Consider the following 20,042-nt stretch of genomic DNA (forward strand, 5'->3'; position numbering starts at 1 on the left):
ATCATTCCGGCCACTACTTCGCTCAACTCCAAAGCTCCTGGCACAACGCCATCCAGCGTCCAATGCCCGCGCTACGATACTTCTGACGGTGCAATATAAAGTAGAACTGCCGATCGAATCGTCGGTAATCCGGCACGGCGAGAGGTATCAGGCTGCCGCGGCGGAAGGCGTCGGCCAGGCAGACCCGGGACAGGCAGCCGATGCCCAGGTTGGCCTCTACGGCGCGCTTGATCGCTTCGGTGTGCTCAAGTTCCAGCAGGATATTCAGGTCGGGCAGGATGCCGTGCATACCGCGCTCGAAAGTCTGTCGGGTGCCCGAACCGGTTTCCCGCATGATCCACGTAGCGGCCTTCAGGTCTTCATCGTCCAGGTCGCCTTTGTCGGCATAGGGGTGCTCGGGGGAGCAAAAGACGACCAGTTCGTCCGGGCGCCAGGGAATGACTTCCAGTTCGTCGGATTGCAGCTCGCCCTCAATCAGCCCGATGTCCAGTTCGAAGTCCTTCACCCGGCGCGCCACGGTTTGCGTATTGGCCACCTCAAGAGAAACCTTGGCGTGGGGTTGGGCGCGCATGTAGCGGGCCATGACGCCAACGGCCAGGTAGTTTCCGATTGTGAGAGTAGCCCCAACCTTGAGAGCGCCCACTTCAGTGTGCTGGTCGAGTGCCAGCTCCAGTTCCCGTCCCTGCGAGAGCAGGGCCTCTACTTGGGGGCGAAATAGCCTGCCCAGCTCGTTCAGTTGTAAGCGTTTTCCGATACGATCGAACAATTGGATATCGAATTGGGATTCCAGTTCTTTCAGGGCGCTGCTCGCGGCGGACTGCGACATGGCCAGGGATTCCGCGGCCCGCGTGATGTTCTGGGTATTAGCCGCGGCCAGGAAAACTTCGAGTTGGCGAAAGGTGTAACGCATTATCGAGTAAACCGAATAAGGTTATGAAAATATCCCATTTTGTCGATAGGTTACTCTTGGGGTAAGCTGTGCTCAACTTTTAAACTTTTGAACCTATTAAACAGCTGCGTCAGGAAAGATCGTTATGAGCAATATGAATCGCGAAACTGTAACGAGCGTGCGTCATTGGAACGACACGCTGTTCAGCTTTACGACCAGCCGGGACCCTGGTTTTCGCTTCAAGAACGGTCATTTCATCATGATTGGTCTGGAGCAAGAGGGTAAGCCGCTAATGCGCGCCTATAGTATTGCGAGCGCCAATTATGAAGAGGAGCTGGAGTTCTTCTCGATCAAGGTGCAGGACGGCCCGCTCACTTCCAAGCTGCAGAAGATTCAGGTCGGTGATGAGATCCTCGTCAGCCGCAAGCCGACCGGTACTTTGGTGGTGGATCACTTGCTGCCTGGTCGCAACCTTTACCTGATCAGCACCGGTACCGGCCTTGCGCCTTTCCTGAGCATCATCAAGGACCCGGAGGTCTATGAGCGCTTCGACAAGGTGATCCTGACCCACGGTGTTCGCCATGTGTCCGAGCTGGCCTATCAGGATGAGATTACCAGCCTGCCGGACAACGAATACTTCGGCGAAATGGTCGATGGCAAGCTGCTGTACTATCCGACGGTGACCCGGGAAGAATTCCGCAATCAGGGGCGTCTGACCGATCTCATGGAAAGCGGCAAGTTGATGGAAGATCTGGGCCTGCCCGCCTTCAACAAAGAAGACGACCGTTTCATGATTTGCGGCAGCCCCAGCATGCTCAAAGACACCTGTGCCATTCTGGACGCTCAGGGCTTCCAGGAAGCACGTCATGGCGATTTGGGCCACTACGTTATCGAACGGGCATTTGTCGAGCGTTAAAGTGCGCCAAGCCGATTGAGTGGTATACAAGGGTGAGGTGCATAAGAAAGGGACCTGACGGTCCCTTTCTGCGTTTTTGGGGTTTTGCTTGTTAAGAGAACTAGCGAAAAGCTTCCTTCTTTAGCTCGGGCGGCTGGTTTTCGTCAGCCTCTATCCACCAGACGTGCGAATCCCAGTCGCCTAGCACGAAGCGTTCTGCAGGCTCGCCGGCGACCGTGTGGTCGTGGATGGCTGGTCGGTGCGTATGGCCATGGATCAGGCGCTTCACGCCATATTCCTCCATGACGCGCACAACTTCATCCGGGGTGACGTCCATGATGAATTCCTGCTTGCCCTGGTTCTTGGCCATGCTCATCTGGCGCAACTGGCGGGCCACGAGTTGGCGGTCTTCCAGCGGGCGCTTCAGGAACATCGCCTGCCACTGCTTATTGCGCATATTGGCGCGGAACTTCTGGTACTCCACATCGGCGGTGCACAGACTGTCGCCATGCATCAGCAGGGTGGGGGTGCCGTAGAGGTCCACCACGGTGGGATCATCGAGCAGGGTGCCACCGATACGGTTGCAATAGTCCTCGCCAATCAGGAAATCCCGGTTGCCGTGCATCAGGTAGAGCGTCACACCGGCGTCGGTCACCTTGCGCAGTGCACCGGCTACTTCCTCCTGCAGCGGCGTGCGTTCGTCGTCGCCGATCCAGGCCTCGAAGAAGTCGCCCAAAATATAGAGGGCGTTGGCATGCATTGCCTTGGCTTCGAGAAAGCCTAGGAAGGCGTCGGTAATATCCCGACGCGATTCCTCAAGATGCAGGTCAGAGATGAAGAGCGTGCTCACGCCGCGCCTCCATCCTCCAGCACTTCAGCGGATTCGATCACCACGTCCTCGGCCGGTACATCCTGGTGGCCCTGGCGCATGGTGGTGCGGATACTGCGGATGCTGTTGACCGTGTCCATACCTTCGACCACCTTGCCGAACACGCAGTAGCCCCAGCCTTCGGAAGTTTCCGCCGTATGGTCCAAAAAGCCGTTGTTCTCGACGTTGATAAAGAACTGCGCCGTGGCGGAATGCGGGTCCATGGTGCGGGCCATCGCGACGGTGCCGATCATGTTGCTCAAACCATTGTTGGCTTCATTGCGGATCGACGCGCCGGTCTTGCGCGGAACCATGCCGGGCTCGAAGCCGCCACCCTGGATCATGAAGTTGCTGATGACGCGGTGAAAGATCAGGCCGTCATAGAAGCCTTCGCGCACGTATTGCTCGAAGTTCGCGGCCGTTTTCGGTGCTTTGTCGTGGTCCAGTTCGATCTTGATATCACCGTGATTGGTTTTCAGCAGAATCATTAGGGGTTCCTGTGTTCGTCACTCGGTCGGATAGGTCTTCGGGTGGTGGAAATCACCCGAAACGGTTTCTTCATAAAATTGTACGCGAGCATTCACGCGGATGCATGAGATACGGCCTCATCTATGCGTATAATAGCCGTTTTCCATCGACCACCAGATGAGTATGTATGAGCGCAGAATCCCGAAAAGCCAACAACTTTATCCGTAACCTGATCGAAGAAAGCATTGCCAGCGGTCAGCATCAGGGCAAGGTGGTAACCCGGTTTCCGCCCGAGCCCAACGGATACCTGCACATTGGCCACGCCAAGTCCATTTGCCTGAATTTCGGTATTGCCGAAACCTTTGGCGGCGACTGTACCCTGCGCTTTGACGATACTAACCCTGAGAAGGAATCCCAGGAATACATCGATGCCATCACCCGCGATGTGAAGTGGCTGGGTGGCGACTGGACCGGTGATGTCCGCTATGCATCCGACTACTTCGATGCCATCTATGACTTCGCCGTGGAGTTGATAGAGAAAGGGCTGGCCTATGTCTGTGCATTGAACGCCGACGAGATGGCCGAGTACCGGGGCACCCTGACTGAGCCGGGTCGCAACAGCCCCTACCGTGATCGCCCGGTAGAGGAAAACCTTAAGCTCTTTCGCGAAATGCGCGACGGCAAGCATGAAGGTGGTTCGCTGGTGCTGCGCGCCAAGATCGATATGGCCTCGCCCAACATTAATTTGCGGGACCCGATCCTCTACCGCATCCGTTTCGCCTCGCACCACCAGACTGGCGACAAGTGGTGCATCTACCCGATGTATGACTTCACCCATCCAATTTCCGATGCCATGGAAGGAATTACCCATTCCCTGTGCACGCTGGAGTTCGAGGATCACCGTCCGCTCTATGACTGGGTGATCGACAATATTTCCGCACCCTGCAAGCCCCGCCAGATCGAGTTCGCGCGGTTGAACCTGAACTACACCATCACCAGCAAGCGCAAACTCAAGCGCCTGGTGGACGAAGGGTTTGTGGAAAGCTGGGACGACCCGCGAATGCCGACCATCTCTGGCATGCGTCGCCGAGGGTTTACGCCACAATCGATCCGCAACTTCTGCGACATGGTGGGTGTCAGCAAGGCCGGCGGCACGGTCGACCTGGGTATGCTCGAGCATGCGATTCGAGAGGACCTGAACGCCCGCGCACCGCGTGCCATGTGTGTGATGCGTCCGCTGAAAGTGACACTGACCAATTATCCGGAAGGGCAGTCTGAGTCACTTACGTTGCCGGTACATCCACAGGATCCGGACATGGGCTCCCGGGAGGCGCCCTGGACACGGACGCTTTATATCGACCGTGAGGATTTCGCGGAAGAGCCTCCGCGCAAATGGAAGCGTCTGGCCCCGAACCAGGCCGTTCGCCTGCGCGGTGGTTACGTGATGACTTGTCGCGAAGTCGTTCGTGACGATAGTGGCGAGATCGTCGAGCTCAGGTGCGAGTATGATCCGGCGACCCTGGGTGTAAATCCTGAAGGGTACAAGCCCAATGGCGTCATCCACTGGGTGTCCGCCGACGAGAGCGTGGACGCCGACGTCTATCTTTATGACAGGCTGTTCAACCATGAGGCGCCGGACAGTGACAAGAGCGTCGACTTCGTCACCCATATCAACAGCGAGAACCTGATCGTCAAGACCGGAGCCCGCGTTGAAAAGAGTCTGGCGCAGCCGCGCAACGATATTCCGTACCAGTTCGAGCGCGAAGGCTATTTTTTCCTGGACGAAGCTCGTTCAACGGCAGAGAAGCCGGTGTTCAACCGTACCGTCACCTTGCGTGACTCCTGGGCGAAGGCCCAGAAGTAAAACGCATCCCGACAGCGCGAGTTTCAAAGGATTCGGACCCAACAGATTTGGACCCAGAAAACGTGATTCAACTATACAACACCCTGACACAGAAGAAGGAAGCGCTTAAAACCCTGGAACCGGGCAAGGTGCGCATGTACGTCTGCGGCATGACGGTCTACGACTTCTGTCACTTGGGGCACGCGCGGGTGCTGGTGGCTTTCGATGTGATTACCCGTTATCTGCGTCACCGCGGTTACGAGGTCACTTATGTGCGCAATATCACCGACGTGGACGATAAGATCCTGCGCCGGGCGGATGAGAATGGCGAGGCCTTCACCGCCCTGACGGAACGCATGATCGACGCCATGCATGAAGATGAGCGGGCCCTGGGCGTAATCGCCCCGGATCAGGAGCCTCGCGCGACCGGTCATATGGACGGCATGCTGCGCATGATCCAGACCCTGATCGACAAGGGCTTTGCCTATGCGGCCGATAATGGCGATGTCTATTTTGCGGTCGAGCAGTTCGAGGGGTATGGCAAGCTTTCCAAGAAGAAGCTCGATGACCTGATTGCCGGTGCGCGCGTCGACGTGTCCGAGGTAAAGCGCAGCCCTGCGGATTTTGCCCTCTGGAAAGCCGCAAAAGCCGGCGAAGTAAGCTGGGATTCGCCTTGGGGCAAGGGGCGCCCGGGCTGGCATATCGAGTGCTCTGCCATGTCCACCTGCTGCCTGGGCAATACCTTTGATATCCATGGCGGCGGTCCGGACCTGCTGTTCCCGCACCACGAAAACGAAATCGCCCAGTCGGAAGCGGCCACCGGTCAGCCTTTCGTCAACTACTGGATGCACGCGGGCGCAGTGCGGGTAAATAAGGAGAAGATGTCCAAGTCGCTGGGCAACTTCTTCACCATCCGCGAGATCCTCGAAAAGTACCCGGCGGAGGTCGTGCGTTACTTCCTGGTGTCGAGTCACTACCGCAGCCAGGTCGATTACTCTGAGGACAACCTGGCGGAAGCTTCCAGTGCGTTGACGCGTCTTTATCAGGCGTTGCGTGGCCTGGCGCCAGCAGCTGATGTGCCCGAGACCGAGTTTGACCAGCAATTTCGGGAGGCCATGGATGACGACTTCAATACTGCGGGTGCCAATACCGTGCTGCATGCGGTCGCCTCTGAAATCAACCGGCTGCGCCGCAACGGAGACGAGCATGAGGCCGCCCGCCTGGCAGGTGTGATGGTGCGTCTGGGCGATGTCCTGGGTTTACTGCAGCAGAATCCGGAAGCTTTCTTCCAGACGGGAAGTGCGGATGGTCCGACGGCCGACGAGATCGAGGCGCAGATTGAAGCCCGGGCCGAAGCGCGGCGCAACCGGGATTTCGCTGAAGCTGATCGGATTCGTGACACGCTGGCGGAGCAGGGCGTGATCCTGGACGATGCCCGGGAAGGCACTACTTGGCGTCGTGTATGAATTCATCCGTATTTTCACGTAGACTATCGCGCTCCGAAAAGCGCGTTCGCTGCTCCGATGGAGAGGTGAACATATAAAAGAAGGGAGGTGGACCGGGTAGCGTCCAGAACTCCGCGCTCGGATACCACAGAATACAGCAACCCACTGAGGCGATAACGATGACAGAACGCGTCCAAGTCGGCGGCCTACAGGTCGCTAAAGTCTTGTACGACTTTGTGAACAACGAAGCGATTCCGGGCACCGGCGTCGATGCTGACAAATTCTGGGCGGAATTTGACACCATCATTCACGAGCTGGCTCCGCGGAACAAGGCGCTGCTGGCCAAGCGCGACGACATCCAGGCAAAGATGGATGGTTGGTACACCGAGCGCAAGGGCCAGCCGATCAATCTGGACGAATATAAGGCGTTTCTGAAAGAGATCGGTTACCTCGTCGACGAACCGGCTGACTTCAACGTCACCACGTCCAACGTCGATCCCGAAATCGCCACCATGGCTGGCCCGCAGCTGGTCGTACCGGTGATGAATGCCCGTTTTGCGCTGAACGCGGCCAATGCCCGCTGGGGCAGCCTTTATGACGCGCTTTACGGTACCGATGTCATCTCCGAAGAGGGTGGTGCTGATAAAGGTCCTGGCTACAACCCGGTACGTGGCGCCAAGGTCATCGAGTATGCGCGCAATATGCTGGACGAGTCCGCTCCGCTGGCAAGTGGCAGCCATAAGGATGCTGCCAAGTATCTGGTCGAGGACGGCAAGCTGGTCGTGAGGCTGCATGAGGGCCAAGCTGTCGGCCTGAAAGACGAGTCTGCCTTCGTCGGCTATTCCGGCGCGGCCGGTGAGCCCACTGGGATCCTGCTGGTCAAGAACGGTATGCACTTCGAGATCCAGATCGATGCGACCCATCCGATCGGCAAGGATGATGGTGCTCACGTGAAGGATGTCCTGATGGAGTCGGCGCTGACGACCATCATGGATTGCGAAGACTCCGTGGCTGCCGTTGATGCGGAAGACAAGACTGTGGTCTACCGCAACTGGTTGGGCCTGATGAAAGGCGACCTGCAAGAAACCTTCGAGAAAGGCGGTAGCCAGGTTACCCGTAAGATGCATGGTGACCGCACGTACACTGCGCCAGACGGCAGCGAGCTGAGTCTCAAAGGCCGCAGTCTGATGCTGGTGCGCAATGTCGGCCATCTGATGACCATCAATGCGATCCTGGACAAGGACGGCAACGAAATTCCAGAAGGTTTGATGGACGGCCTGCTGACTTCCCTGGTCGCCATTCACGATCTCAAGGGCAATGGCCCATTCCAGAACTCCACCAAGGGCAGCGTATTCATCGTCAAGCCGAAGATGCATGGTCCGGAGGAAGTGGCGTTCACCAACGAATTCTTTGGCCGCGTGGAAGACGCGCTGGGTCTGCCGCGCTACACGCTGAAAGTCGGTATCATGGACGAAGAGCGCCGCACGACGGTGAACCTGAAGTCCTGCATTGAAGCCGCCAAAGAACGTTGTATCTTTATCAACACTGGCTTCCTTGACCGCACCGGTGACGAGATCCATACCTCCATGGAAGCAGGTCCGATCATCCGCAAGGGTGAGATCAAATCCGCCGCGTGGATCCAGGCCTATGAGCAGTGGAACGTGGATATCGGTCTTGAATCAGGCCTGAAAGGCGTTGCCCAGATCGGTAAGGGTATGTGGGCCATGCCGGACATGATGGCGGCAATGATGGACGCCAAGATTGGCCACCCGAAAGCGGGCGCCAACACAGCTTGGGTCCCGTCGCCGACCGCGGCCACACTTCACGCATTGCATTACCACAAGGTCAACGTGGCCGAGGTTCAGGAGCAGTTGGCCAAGCGTGAGCGCGCGAGTCTCGATGACATCCTGACCGTTCCGCTCATGAAGGATCCGAAGGCGCTGTCCGCGGACGAGATCCAGCAGGAGCTGGATAACAATGCTCAGGGTATCCTTGGCTATGTGGTGCGCTGGATCGACCAGGGTGTTGGCTGCTCCAAGGTGCCTGACATCAATGATGTGGGCCTGATGGAAGACCGCGCGACCCTGCGTATCTCATCACAGCACATCTGCAACTGGCTCTATCACGGCATCTGCACTGAAGAGCAGGTCATGGAGACCATGAAGCGCATGGCGACCGTTGTCGATCGTCAGAATGAGAAGGATCCCAGCTACCGTGCCATGGCGCCGAACTATGACGACAGCGTCGCGTTCCAGGCGGCAGTCGATTTGGTGCTGAAGGGTCGCTCGCAGCCGAACGGCTACACCGAGCCGTTGTTGCACGCCTATCGCCTGAAGGCGAAAGCCAAGTACGGTCAGTAAGCGACCGGCCACAAAAAAACCCGCTTCGTGCGGGTTTTTTTGTATCTGCCGGGCGTGTAAAAACAGGTTTTCGTAAAAACCTCGTGCCTCAGTCCTCGTGCAGTTCGTTGGCAGCGAAAAGCGTATTCTGCAGCAGAGTGGCGATGGTCATCGGTCCCACGCCACCCGGAACCGGGGTGATATAGGCGGCGCGTTCTGTAGCGACTGCAAATTCCACGTCGCCGATCAGCTTCCCTTCCTCGGTTCGGTTGATGCCCACATCGATAACTGTGGCGCCTTCCTTGATCCACTCGCCCTTGACCAGTCCCGGTTTCCCAGCGGCCGCAATCACGATGTCGCCCTCAGCTATGTATCCTGGGAGGTTTTGGGTAAACCGGTGAGTGACTGTCACGGTCGCGCCCTTCATTAGTAGTTCCATCGCCATGGGGCGGCCGACAATATTGGACGCGCCGACGATCACCGCGTGCTGGCCTTTGTATGGCGTGCCCACTGAGTCAAGTAGCGTGATAATGCCGGCAGGTGTGCATGGGCGTAGCTCCGGGCGGCGCTGTACCAGACGACCGACGTTGAAGGGGTGGAAGCCATCCACGTCCTTGTCAGGCCTGATCTTGACCAGGATCGGATCGTCGTCCAGGTGATCGGGTAGGGGGAGTTGAACCAGGATACCGTCGACCTCCGGGTTTTCATTCAGTTCATCGACCAGCTTTTCGAGGCTTTTCTGGGTCGTATCGGCGGGTAAGTCGTAGGAGAGCGAGATAATGCCCGCCTGCTCGCAGGCCTTGCGCTTGTTGCCAACATAGACCTGTGAGGCCGGGTCCTCGCCGACCAGTACCACAGCAAGTCCGGGTGCGCGCAGCCCCCGTTCCATACGGGACTGGACACCTAGCCTGACCTCTTCCCGTACCTGGGCGGCGATCTTCTTTCCATCAATCAGTTGTGCTGTCATTGCCTGTATAATCTGGTTTGAGGGCAGGTTGCGGGCCTGCGCGTGCGAGTGGCGGTGGGATCGGCACTGGCCTCTGGGTGTTGCCGGCATCTATGTGTGACGACAGGGAAGGGCGAGTATGACCCCGGAAAAATTGCGCGCTATTGTCGCATGCTTCCGGGTTTCGGCCAACGGAGCGGAAGAGAAAGGCAGGTAATCGGAAATCCGTGTTGACGGGCCCCGGAACCGCCGGTATCATTCGCGCCAACTTTGCTGAGGCATCTGTTGTTCAGGTCGTTTGGAACGGGGTATAGCGCAGTCTGGTAGCGCGCCTGCTTTGGGAGCAGGATGTCGGGAGTTCGAATCTCTCTACCCCGACCACTTATTTAAAACCTGGTCATTCAGGTGGGCGAAAGGTCAAGCGCCCGTAGCTCAGCTGGATAGAGCAACGGCCTTCTAAGCCGTGGGTCGTAGGTTCGAGTCCTACCGGGCGCGCCAATCAACCCGGCGGGTGAGGGTTCTTCACAGAGCGCGAACCAGGCCCCGAAGCAAAGTTGAACGAACGGATATCAGGCCAGGTAATTTATTGCCTTCAGGTCTTAAGTCAGAGCTTGCATTCTGCATGCTTGGCGCAACAATGTGGTGGACGTAGCTCAGTTGGTAGAGCTCAGGATTGTGACTCCTGCGGTCGAGGGTTCGAGCCCCTTCGTCCACCCCACTTTTCCCGATTTGATTTCCATGCCCGGTGGCCTGGGATGGCGGCAGTCATCATGAGCCCTGCGGTCGGTATGCGAGAGTGGCGGAACTGGTAGACGCGCTGGATTTAGGTTCCAGTGGGGCAACCCGTGAGAGTTCGAGTCTCTCCTCTCGCACCATTATTCTGTTTCTTCCTGTCTTTCTTCTCGGTTTTCCTTTCGATTGCGCTTGCGAATGTGTGAAGTCGGCGCTCCGGGCGATTCTCTCCGCCACCAAAAGCGTGATAAAATACGCGTTTTAGTTTTCGCAGGTTCTCGCGGAATAACGTGGTTTACATTGCGTTTTTCTCAGGCCTGTATCCACTAACCCATGAATCGGTAATTCGAGGAACTTCCATGCAAGTGTCTGTTGAAACGACGTCCAACATCGAGCGTCGCATGACGATTGGTGTGCCCGCCCAGGAAATTGATCAGGCTGTGCAAAAGCGTCTGCAGGAAACCGCGCGCACCGTACGCCTGAACGGCTTCCGTCCGGGCAAGGTGCCGATGAGCGTCGTTAAGCGTCGTTTTGGAGCGGGTGTTCGCCAGGAAGTTGTGAGCGAAGTCATGCGCGACAGCTACGTCAAGGCGCTTGAAGAGAAGGACATTTCGCCGGCAGGCTGGCCTCGTTTCGAGCCCAAGAACATGGAAGAAGGTAAGGATCTCGAATTCATTGCCATCTTCGAAGTACTGCCTGAGATTGAGCTGGGCGATCTGAGCAAGATCGAAGTCGAGAAGCCGAAAGCCGAGGTGTCTGACAAGGATCTCGACAACATGATCGATAACCTGCGTCGCCAGCAGGCCGATATGAAATCCGTAAAGCGTAAGTCCAAGAAGAAGGACGTCGTCACTATCGACTTCAAGGGTTTCATCGAAGGTGAAGCCTTCGAAGGTGGCTCAGCCGAAGGGCACAAGCTGACCCTGGGTTCCGGCCAAATGATTCCCGGCTTCGAGGAAGGTGTCATCGGCGCCAAGGCCGGTGAAGAGCTGGAGGTCGAGGTGACTTTCCCCGAGGATTACCAGAACGAAGAGCTGGCGGGTAAGCCGGCCAAGTTCGAGATCAAGGTCCACACCGTCGAAGAGCCGGTCCTGCCTGAACTGAATGAGGAGTTCTTCAAGAAGTTTGGTGTCGAGGCCGAAGACGAAGAAGGCTTCCGCACCGAAGTGAAGAAGAACATGGAGCGGGAGTTGAAGCAGGCGGTCAACAACAAGGTGAAGAACGACGTTGTTGAAGGTTTGCTGGAAAGCACTGAAGTCGAGGTGCCCCAGGCCCTTATCGACCAGGAGATCGATCGTCTGCGCCAGGACGCCGTACAGCGTTTCGGCGGCCAGATGGACCCCAAGCAACTGCCTGCTGAACTCTTTACTGACCAAGCCAAGCGCCGCGTAAAGACCGGGCTGCTGTTCCAGGAACTGATCCGCCAGAACGACATCAAAGCTGAACCGGAAAAGGTGGACGAGAAGATCCAGGAGATCGCGTCTACTTACGAGACTCCGGATGAAGTCATCGCTCATTACAGCAGCAACCCGCAGCAGAAGGCTCAGATCGAGTCCGTAGTGCTCGAAGACGCTGTTGTCGACCATGTGCTGGACAAGGCCAAGGTCAAAGAGAAGAAGATGAAGTACGAGGAAGCGGTTCAGGCAGGGCAGTCGCAGGGTTAAACGCCGCGATGGCTCAAGCGCCCTCGGTGTCAATAACCAGGGTGGCGAGGGGTGTTGCATAACTTAGCCTTGAGGGGCGGATATGCAACACTCGAATAACGTTCTGTTTCGCCCAGGCTGAAACGGATGGGGTAGACTACGGAACAGCCGGATTTGCCGGCTGTTTTTTCTAGGGGGCAATTAAAGGCTCCCTTGGAAAACCGGGGTTTGTTTAGATAGCTGGGCCTATTTTTGGAGAGCGCCTCAGTTGACTTCCAATCGGGTGGCCCCCATATCACCGATTGGTCCGCTCTAACATTCTGGCTCGCCCAAACATTAAGGAGTTCAGGCACATCATGATGCAAAAACCTTATGACGGCCCGACCATGGTGACCAATTCCGGTCTGGTACCGATCGTCATCGAGCAAACTGCTCGCGGCGAACGCTCTTTCGATATTTATTCCCGTCTTCTCAAGGAGCGTGTCATTTTCATGGTAGGGCCGGTCGAGGACCACATGGCCAACCTGATTGTCGCGCAGCTCCTGTTCCTGGAATCCGAGAACCCGGATAAGGACGTTCACCTCTATATTAATAGTCCTGGTGGCTCAGTTACGGCAGGAATGTCGATCTACGACACCATGCAGTTCATCAAGCCCGATGTGGCCACGCTTTGCGTGGGGCAGGCAGCTAGCATGGGTGCGTTCCTTCTCGCCGGTGGAGCAGAAGGGAAGCGCGCCTGTCTACCAAATTCCAGGGTGATGATTCACCAGCCGCTGGGTGGCTATCAGGGTCAGGCGTCCGATATTGAGATCCATACCCGTGAGATTCTAAAAATCCGTGAAACGCTGAACCGTCTGTTGGCCCATCACACCGGTCAGGATCTCGAAACGATCTCGCGCGATACTGATCGCGATAACTTTATGGATCCACACCAAGCCAAGGACTACGGTCTGATCGACGCCGTACTTGATAAACGCGTGTCGAATAAATAATACTGATTTGGTGGCTATGAAAGGTTGGGGTAACCGGGCATTGTCGGTGCGCCCCATGCCTGTATAGAGGCCAGCAGGAATTCGCAGGGACGTGCCGTGATCGCAATAGGCGTCGCGGGCGTATGTCGGGAAGGGCCGGAATCTCTGATCCGGGTCCCGGCGAAAGAAATGTTAGCCAAGACAGAGGTATTTCAATGGCAGATGACAGAAACGGCAGGGGCGACGATAACGGCAAGTTGCTCTATTGCTCGTTTTGCGGAAAGAGCCAGCATGAAGTCCGCAAGCTCATTGCAGGGCCCTCGGTATTCATCTGCGACGAGTGCGTCGACCTGTGTAACGACATCATCCGGGAGGAAATCCAGGAGAGTGCACAGGAAGAGCAGAGCGATCGGCTGCCGACGCCCGCAGAAATCCGCGATACGCTGAACCAGTATGTCATTGGCCAGGACCGCGCCAAGGTCGTTTTGTCGGTTGCGGTCTATAACCACTACAAGCGCCTGCGCTACGGCGAAGGTAAGTCTGATGTGGAACTGGGCAAGAGCAACATCCTGCTGATCGGACCGACAGGTAGCGGTAAGACGCTGCTTGCCGAGACTCTTGCGCGGATGCTGAACGTTCCATTCACGATCGCCGATGCCACGACCCTGACCGAGGCCGGCTATGTGGGTGAAGACGTCGAGAACATCATCCAGAAACTTCTCCAGAAGTGTGATTACGACGTCGACAAGGCCCAGCGCGGCATCGTCTATATCGACGAGATCGACAAGATTTCCCGCAAGTCCGACAACCCTTCGATTACCCGGGACGTTTCCGGTGAAGGCGTGCAGCAGGCACTGCTCAAGCTGATCGAGGGAACGGTGGCGTCAGTTCCGCCGCAGGGTGGTCGCAAGCATCCCCAGCAGGAGTTCCTGCAAGTAGATACAGGCAACATCCTGTTTATCTGTGGCGGTGCCTTCGCCGGTCTGGATAAGGTCATTCGCGAGCGGTCCGAGCGTAGCAGTATCGGTTTCTCCGCTTCTGTGGTCAGCGAAGAAGATCGCAAGAGCACGGGTGACATCATCAAGGACGTCGAGACCGAAGACCTCGTCAAGTATGGCTTGATTCCTGAGTTTGTCGGTCGTCTTCCGGTCGTTGCTACTCTAACAGAGCTCGACGAGGAAGCGTTGGTGCAGATCCTGACCGAGCCGAAGAACGCGCTGACCAAGCAGTACCAGAAGTTGTTCGACATGGAAGACGTCGAGCTCGACTTCCGTGAAGACGCCCTGCGCGCCGTAGCGCGGAAGGCGATGGAGCGGAAGACCGGCGCGCGAGGTCTTCGCTCGATCCTTGAGGCAACGTTGCTGGATACCATGTACCAGATCCCGTCCGAGCATGAAGTCTGCAAGGTGGTGATCGATGAAAGCGTGATCAACGGTGACTCCGAGCCGTTCAAGATCTACGCCAACAACGACCATGCCAAGGCGGTGCCGGAGGACTGATTCTTCGGCGGATCATGAGTCTACTTGCCGGCCCATCGCCTTGGGTCTGTTTGTGGGCTCGGTAAAAAGGGGCGCTTGCGCCCCTTTTTGCTGCCTGGTGTTTGCCTAATCGGCGCGAGTTCCGGCCAAAAACGGTCTCTTTAGGGCATTGCATTCCCCAAACCGAACCCCAATGATAAGAAGCAAAGGAAGCTGACAGCCACTTCTCTATGGCATTATTGAGCCAAGGCTGTTCGGTATTTAGCCCGTTTGTACGCGATCAAGGTAACGGCACTTGCGTTTGATCGTTTCCGCCACGTGTCTTTCGACACGTCAGTCAGAGGAATCTCTATGACACCGATACCTGAAGCCCCCATGAATGATTATCCGATGCTTCCCCTGCGGGATGTGGTGGTGTTTCCACATATGGTTGTTCCGCTGTTTGTAGGCCGCGAGAAGTCTATCAAGGCCCTGGAAGCGGCCATGGAGGGGAGTAAGGAAATCCTGTTGGTTGCCCAACGCGACGCGGGCACTGACGATCCTGCGCCAGAAGATGTCTATGACATGGGTACACTGGCGACAGTGCTGCAAATGCTCAAGCTGCCGGACGGAACGGTAAAGGTGCTGGTCGAGGGCAATGCTCGTGCCCGCCTGGATTCCATTGAGGATGGTGAATTCCTTAGTGCCCGCGCTGCGCTGCTGGACGAGGATACGTTGCCGGAACGGGAGGAATCCGTCCTGGTAAAAACCCTGTCCGAAGAATTCGAGAAATACGTCAAACTGTCCAAGAAGGTACCTTCGGAAGTCACGAATTCTCTCACGGGCATCGATGACCTTGAGCGTCTGGCAGACACCATGGCCGCCCATCTCGAACTGAAGATCCATGAGAAGCAGGAACTGCTTGAGACATTGGATGTGCGCAAGCGCGTTGAGCTTCTGTTGGGTCGCCTTGACGGCGAGATCGACCTGATAGAGGTAGAAAAGCGTATTCGTGGCCGCGTGAAGAAGCAAATGGAGCGCAGCCAGCGCGAGTACTACCTTAATGAGCAGATGAAAGCCATCCAGAAGGAGATGGGGCAGCTCGGAGAGGGTAACAACGATTTCGAAGAGCTCGAGCAGAAGCTCGAGGAAGCCGGTCTTCCCGAAGAGGCCCGGAAGAAGACGGAAACCGAGCTGAACAAGCTAAAGATGATGTCGCCGATGTCGGCCGAGGCCACGGTGGTACGCGGTTACATCGACTGGATGCTGGCCGTACCCTGGAAAAAACGCAGCCGCGTTCGCCATGACCTGGACAAGGCGCGCGAGATTCTCGACCAGGACCACTACGGGCTGGATGAGGTCAAGAAGCGCATTCTTGAATACTTGGCCGTCCAGAGCCGGGTGAAGAAGATCAAGGGCCCGGTACTTTGTCTGGTTGGTCCTCCGGGTGTGGGTAAAACCTCATTGGGGCAATCCATCGCCCGGGCCACAAACCGGAAATACACGCGGATGGCGCTGGGCGGTGTTCGCGACGAGGCGGAGATCCGTGGTCACCGCAAGACCTACATTGGTGCGCTGCCGGGCAAGCTTCTGCAGAAGCTGTCCAAGGTGGGTGTGAAGAACCCGCTGTTCCTGTTCGATGAAATCGACAAGATGGGTATGGACCATCGTGGCGATCCGGCCTCGGCGTTACTGGAAGTGCTGGATCCCGAGCAGAACCACACCTTCAACGACCATTACCTGGAAGTGGATTACGACCTTTCGGACGTCATGTTCGTCTGTACCTCGAACTCCATGGATATTCCGCCGGCGCTGTTGGACCGGATGGAGATCATCCGCATTCCGGGTTACACCGAGGACGAGAAGGTCAACATCGCGCTGCAGCATCTGCTGCCAAAGCAGTTGAAGGCGAATGGCTTGCGCAAGGACGAACTCAAGGTATCCGACGACTCCCTGCGGGACCTGATCCGGTACTACACCCGCGAAGCCGGTGTGCGTAGTCTGGAGCGTGAGATCGCCAAGATCTGTCGTAAGGTCGTCCGCGAGCACGTGGAGTCCGGCGAGAAGACGTCAGTCGAGCTCACGCCGGACTTGCTGGAACACTACTCCGGTGTCCGCAAGTTCAAGTATGGCCTTGCGGAAGAGGCTAACCAGGTAGGGCAGGTCACTGGCCTGGCCTGGACCCAGGTCGGTGGCGAGCTGTTAACCATCGAGTGTGCCTTGACCCGGGGCAAGGGCAAGGTGGTCAAGACCGGCTCCCTCGGCGATGTGATGCAGGAGTCGATCCAGGCGGCTTTGACCGTGGTTCGCAGCCGGGCGGCCGGCCTGGGTATAAAGGAAGACTTCTACGAGCATAATGACCTGCACATTCACGTTCCTGAAGGTGCAACGCCGAAGGACGGCCCGAGTGCCGGTATCGGCATGTGCACCGGTCTGGTGTCAGCGTTGACCGGAATTCCGGTGCGGGCTGACGTTGCGATGACCGGCGAGATCACTCTGCGTGGCCGTGTGCTGGCTATCGGCGGCCTCAAGGAGAAGCTGCTTGCAGCCCACCGCGGTGGCATCAAGACAGTCATCATTCCTGAGGAAAATGTTCGGGATCTCAGGGAGATACCGGAAAATATCAAGGAGTCGCTGGAAATCGTACCGGCGACCTGGATCGACCAGGTGCTTGATGTGGCTTTGGCATACCAGCCGGACCCTGATGCGGTCGACCTTCCGAAGGAGGGCGCAACGGCTAAAAGCCGCGAGGATGAAGGCGAAACCGGCGAACGCATAAATACACATTAAACGTCGAAGCCGTTGTTGACAGGCCTCAGAGCCCGTTGGTATAACTGTTTCCTCCTGAAGCAGCCTGTACCAAGGGCTCCCGGGGTTTTTGTTGGTATTCCGATCGACGCCAGATGACCGAAAGGAATAACAAAACCGAAGAATGGAATTCCCCGACCGCTTATGCGATAGTCGGGAAGCTCCGAAAAAAAGAAACCAACCTATAACATCTTCAACCTGAAATCGAAGGGGTTTAGTGTGAACAAGTCCGAACTTATCGATGCAATCGCAGAGTCAGCAGATATTTCCAAGGCCGGTGCAGGACGTGCCCTGGATGCTATGGTTGCCTCTATCACCGACGCACTGAAAAAAGGTGATCAGGTTACCCTGATCGGCTTTGGTACATTCTCTGTTAAAGAGCGTGCGGCACGTACTGGTCGTAACCCGCAGACCGGCGCGGAAATCAAGATTCCGGCCTCCAAGGTTCCTGGCTTCAAGGCAGGCAAGGCTCTGAAGGACGCCGTCAAGTAAGAGGCGACTTTCGCGGCAATGCCCGTCGAGGCATTGCCGGGGTAGTTTCTTAAAGGCATCTGGTCCCGGTAAGTCAACATACCTGATCATGCTGAAATCTACTGATTAACTGCCCCACAGATTTCGAGGCGCATCCCTGTCAGGATGCGCCTTTTTACGTTCAGTGCGCTGCTCTTGTCCGGCAATATCGACGGTTCGAAGGCAGCGGCTGGTGGTCCCGAAGAACATCAATAAGAGGCCTAACGCAGCGAGCCGCAACGATTCATCCGACTGCCGGCCAAGCTGACGTCTGGGAGGAACATGCTTCAAGATATTCGGAACAACGCCCAGAGTACGATTGCCAAGATTATCATCGTGCTGCTGGTCATCGGTCTGTCCATGTTCGGTGTTGACGCCATCATCGGCGGGTTTGCTGGGGAGCCCGAAGTTGCCACCGTCAACGGTCAGGACATCACCGAGCGTGAATTTACCCGCACCGTTCAAATGCAGCGTCAGCGTCAGCTGGCCCAGATGGAGAATCCTGATCCGTCCCTGCTCAATGAAGACCAGATCCGTCAAAATGTCCTGGAAGGCCTGATCCAGCAATCCGTGTTGACACAGGATGCGCATGCTCAAGGTCTCTCACTGTCATCCCAGGATGTTGACCAGTTGATCACCACCATGCCGCAGTTCCAGGTGGACGGCCAATTCAGTCGCGAAAGGTTTGCCAGCGCCGTGCGCAATCTGGGAATGGGCGTCGCCGAGTTCCGCGAAGCACTCCGCACCCAGTTCCTGGTCAACCAGATTCGTGGCGGTATTGTCAGCAGTGCCATCGTCAACGAACAGACCGCTCAGGACATCCTTCGTATCCAATCCCAGAGCCGGACTTTCGACACACTGCGCATCCCGGCCTCAACGGTCGCAGAACAGGTCGAGGTTACCGAAGACGATATCGAAGACTATTACGACGAAAACAAGGCCAATTTCCTCCAGCCCGAACGCGTGGACGTAGCCTACCTGACCCTGTCTCTCGACGACCTTGCCAACGATGTGGAAATCACCGAAGAGGAGCTGCGTGACTATTATGAGCAGCAGCGTGACCAGGCCGGCGGTGAGGAGCAGCGCCGTGCTTCCCACATCCTGATCGAGTCGGGTGATGATGCGCAGGAGAAACTCGCCGAGGTACAGCAGGAGCTGGAAGACGGTGAGGACTTTGCTGAAGTGGCCAAGACTTATTCAGCGGATGTTGCCTCTGCAGAGCAGGGCGGCGACCTGGGATACGCCGGGAAGGGCGTCTACGATAACGCCTTCGAGAATGCCTTGTTCGACATGGAAGAGGGTCAGATATCCGAGCCGGTAGAGACGCAGTTCGGTTATCACATCATCAAGCTGACCGACATTCGCAAGACCGAAGGACCCGCCTTCGAGGAACGTCGCGACGAATTGCGCCAGCAACTGGCCCGCGAAAAGGCCGGTCGTCGGTTCTCCGAGCTGCGTACCCAACTGGCTGATATTTCCTATTCGGAGCCCAGTCTGGAAGTCCCGGCCGAAGACCTGGGGTTGGAAATCCAGACCCGTGAAGGTGTTACCCGTGAGGGTGGCGAAGCGCCGTTCAATCATCAGGGTCTGGTTCGTCAGTTGTTCTCGGAAGACGTGTTGGCTGGCGACTTCAATACCGAAGTGATTGACGTTAATAACGACACTGCGGTTGTCGCTCATGTGCGCGAACACCACGAACAGGAGCAGTTGGAGCTGCAAGCCGTAAGCGACCAGATCCGCGAGCAACTACGTGCCCAACAGATCAGTGAGGCGCTGGCCGAGCGTAGCGAAGCGTTGGTGGCTCGCCTGCAGGATGGAGAGGAACCGGCTGCGGTGGCTGAGGATATCGGTGCTGAATGGGCGTCCCACGAGTCCGTTCCCCGCAATGCGCGCGACGTGGAGTACGATGTGCTTAACGCCGCCTTCAGCATGCCGCGCCCGGCAGATGAAAAGGCGACCTACGATTGGGTGAGCGGTGCGCAGCGTGCAGTTATTATCAGCCTGCAGCGTGTTGAGGACGGTGATATCGAAGGTAAGGAAACCGAGATTCAGGCGCTGACGAACTTCCTGGTCAACCAGCGGGGACAGCGCGAATATGGCGCCTATGCCGAAACGCTGCGTAACAGCGCGGAAATTGAGCGCCCCTGATCCAGTCCAGTAAAACTGCAGGTTCGGGATAAGCGATAATAAAAAAGGAGGGTCTTGGCCCTCCTTTTTTATTGCTCGCA

Annotated in this window: 14 protein-coding genes and 4 tRNA genes; 14 read left to right on the forward strand and 4 right to left on the reverse strand. The window is 56.9% G+C overall.

Translation table 11 applies throughout. The features are described from left to right. Positions 1–22: 22 nt before the first annotated feature. On the reverse strand, positions 23–910 hold the full coding sequence (locus RE428_RS09995) for a LysR family transcriptional regulator (RefSeq protein WP_004581863.1): 888 nt from the start codon (positions 908–910) through the stop codon (positions 23–25). Between the two features lie 124 nt (positions 911–1,034). Between RE428_RS09995 and RE428_RS10000 the strand changes: the two genes are divergently transcribed. Next, complete coding sequence (locus RE428_RS10000; protein ID WP_004581864.1) at positions 1,035–1,805, forward strand: ferredoxin--NADP reductase; 771 nt, start codon at positions 1,035–1,037, stop codon at positions 1,803–1,805. A 100-nt stretch (positions 1,806–1,905) separates the two neighbouring features. Here RE428_RS10000 and RE428_RS10005 read toward each other — a convergent pair whose 3' ends face one another. Continuing rightward, a complete protein-coding gene (locus RE428_RS10005) occupies positions 1,906–2,634 on the reverse strand; it encodes a UDP-2,3-diacylglucosamine diphosphatase (RefSeq protein ID WP_004581865.1) in 729 nt (242 codons plus the stop codon). Continuing rightward, positions 2,631–3,140 carry a peptidylprolyl isomerase gene (locus RE428_RS10010; RefSeq protein WP_004581866.1) on the reverse strand — a complete coding sequence of 170 codons (510 nt, stop codon included), beginning with the start codon at positions 3,138–3,140 and terminating at the stop codon, positions 2,631–2,633. The genes RE428_RS10005 and RE428_RS10010 overlap by 4 nt, the downstream gene beginning before the upstream one ends. A gap of 167 nt (positions 3,141–3,307) precedes the next feature. On the opposite strand from RE428_RS10010, the gene RE428_RS10015 reads away from it, so the two are divergent. The 3 genes from RE428_RS10015 (at position 3,308) to RE428_RS10025 (ending at position 8,768) form a co-directional block, all read left to right on the forward strand. Beyond that, positions 3,308–4,984 carry a glutamine--tRNA ligase/YqeY domain fusion protein gene (locus tag RE428_RS10015; protein WP_004581867.1) on the forward strand — a complete coding sequence of 559 codons (1,677 nt, stop codon included), beginning with the start codon at positions 3,308–3,310 and terminating at the stop codon, positions 4,982–4,984. 62 nt (positions 4,985–5,046) lie between these two features. Further along, entirely contained in the window at positions 5,047–6,429 is a 1,383-nt protein-coding gene (gene cysS / locus RE428_RS10020; protein ID WP_004581868.1) for a cysteine--tRNA ligase, read from the forward strand. A gap of 158 nt (positions 6,430–6,587) precedes the next feature. Next, positions 6,588–8,768, forward strand: coding sequence for a malate synthase G (locus RE428_RS10025; protein ID WP_004581869.1), 2,181 nt, complete (start codon positions 6,588–6,590; stop codon positions 8,766–8,768). An 88-nt stretch (positions 8,769–8,856) separates the two neighbouring features. Here RE428_RS10025 and folD read toward each other — a convergent pair whose 3' ends face one another. Beyond that, complete coding sequence (folD, locus tag RE428_RS10030; protein WP_004581870.1) at positions 8,857–9,714, reverse strand: bifunctional methylenetetrahydrofolate dehydrogenase/methenyltetrahydrofolate cyclohydrolase FolD; 858 nt, start codon at positions 9,712–9,714, stop codon at positions 8,857–8,859. Between the two features lie 283 nt (positions 9,715–9,997). Between folD and RE428_RS10035 the strand changes: the two genes are divergently transcribed. From RE428_RS10035 to RE428_RS10080, 10 genes are all read left to right on the forward strand, one after another. Next, a tRNA-Pro gene (locus tag RE428_RS10035) sits at positions 9,998–10,074 on the forward strand. Positions 10,075–10,114: 40 nt separating this feature from the next. Beyond that, positions 10,115–10,191 (forward strand) — tRNA-Arg (locus RE428_RS10040). Between the two features lie 144 nt (positions 10,192–10,335). Further along, positions 10,336–10,411 (forward strand) — tRNA-His (locus RE428_RS10045). A 72-nt stretch (positions 10,412–10,483) separates the two neighbouring features. Continuing rightward, positions 10,484–10,568 (forward strand) — tRNA-Leu (locus RE428_RS10050). A 216-nt stretch (positions 10,569–10,784) separates the two neighbouring features. Beyond that, the gene (tig, locus tag RE428_RS10055; RefSeq protein ID WP_004581871.1) at positions 10,785–12,089 is read left to right on the forward strand and encodes a trigger factor; all 1,305 of its coding nucleotides are present in this window, start codon (positions 10,785–10,787) and stop codon (positions 12,087–12,089) included. Positions 12,090–12,424: 335 nt separating this feature from the next. Then, positions 12,425–13,060 (forward strand): ATP-dependent Clp endopeptidase proteolytic subunit ClpP, encoded by a 636-nt coding sequence (clpP, locus tag RE428_RS10060; protein WP_040882637.1) that lies wholly within the window; start codon positions 12,425–12,427, stop codon positions 13,058–13,060. Between the two features lie 194 nt (positions 13,061–13,254). Then, on the forward strand, positions 13,255–14,538 hold the full coding sequence (gene clpX / locus RE428_RS10065) for an ATP-dependent Clp protease ATP-binding subunit ClpX (protein WP_004581873.1): 1,284 nt from the start codon (positions 13,255–13,257) through the stop codon (positions 14,536–14,538). Between the two features lie 330 nt (positions 14,539–14,868). Beyond that, positions 14,869–17,286, forward strand: a complete 2,418-nt coding sequence (gene lon / locus RE428_RS10070) for an endopeptidase La (protein WP_004581874.1) — start codon at positions 14,869–14,871, stop codon at positions 17,284–17,286. Between the two features lie 237 nt (positions 17,287–17,523). Further along, positions 17,524–17,796 (forward strand): HU family DNA-binding protein, encoded by a 273-nt coding sequence (locus RE428_RS10075; protein ID WP_004581875.1) that lies wholly within the window; start codon positions 17,524–17,526, stop codon positions 17,794–17,796. Positions 17,797–18,096: 300 nt separating this feature from the next. After that, positions 18,097–19,962, forward strand: a complete 1,866-nt coding sequence (locus RE428_RS10080; RefSeq protein WP_004581876.1) for a SurA N-terminal domain-containing protein — start codon at positions 18,097–18,099, stop codon at positions 19,960–19,962. Positions 19,963–20,042: the final 80 nt, after the last annotated feature.

Source organism: Marinobacter nanhaiticus D15-8W, from assembly GCF_036511935.1.
GTDB classification, from domain to species: Bacteria; Pseudomonadota; Gammaproteobacteria; order Pseudomonadales; family Oleiphilaceae; genus Marinobacter_A; species Marinobacter_A nanhaiticus.

Coding starts and splice junctions, on each gene's coding strand:
- RE428_RS10000 (WP_004581864.1), top strand. CDS start 1,035: ATGAGCAATATGAATCGCGAAACTGTAACGAGCGTGCGTCATTGGAAC.
- lon (WP_004581874.1), top strand. CDS start 14,869: ATGACACCGATACCTGAAGCCCCCATGAATGATTATCCGATGCTTCCC.
- RE428_RS10025 (WP_004581869.1), top strand. CDS start 6,588: ATGACAGAACGCGTCCAAGTCGGCGGCCTACAGGTCGCTAAAGTCTTG.
- RE428_RS09995 (WP_004581863.1), bottom strand. CDS start 910: ATGCGTTACACCTTTCGCCAACTCGAAGTTTTCCTGGCCGCGGCTAAT.
- RE428_RS10010 (WP_004581866.1), bottom strand. CDS start 3,140: ATGATTCTGCTGAAAACCAATCACGGTGATATCAAGATCGAACTGGAC.
- tig (WP_004581871.1), top strand. CDS start 10,785: ATGCAAGTGTCTGTTGAAACGACGTCCAACATCGAGCGTCGCATGACG.
- folD (WP_004581870.1), bottom strand. CDS start 9,714: ATGACAGCACAACTGATTGATGGAAAGAAGATCGCCGCCCAGGTACGG.
- RE428_RS10015 (WP_004581867.1), top strand. CDS start 3,308: ATGAGCGCAGAATCCCGAAAAGCCAACAACTTTATCCGTAACCTGATC.
- RE428_RS10080 (WP_004581876.1), top strand. CDS start 18,097: ATGCTTCAAGATATTCGGAACAACGCCCAGAGTACGATTGCCAAGATT.
- clpP (WP_040882637.1), top strand. CDS start 12,425: ATGATGCAAAAACCTTATGACGGCCCGACCATGGTGACCAATTCCGGT.
- clpX (WP_004581873.1), top strand. CDS start 13,255: ATGGCAGATGACAGAAACGGCAGGGGCGACGATAACGGCAAGTTGCTC.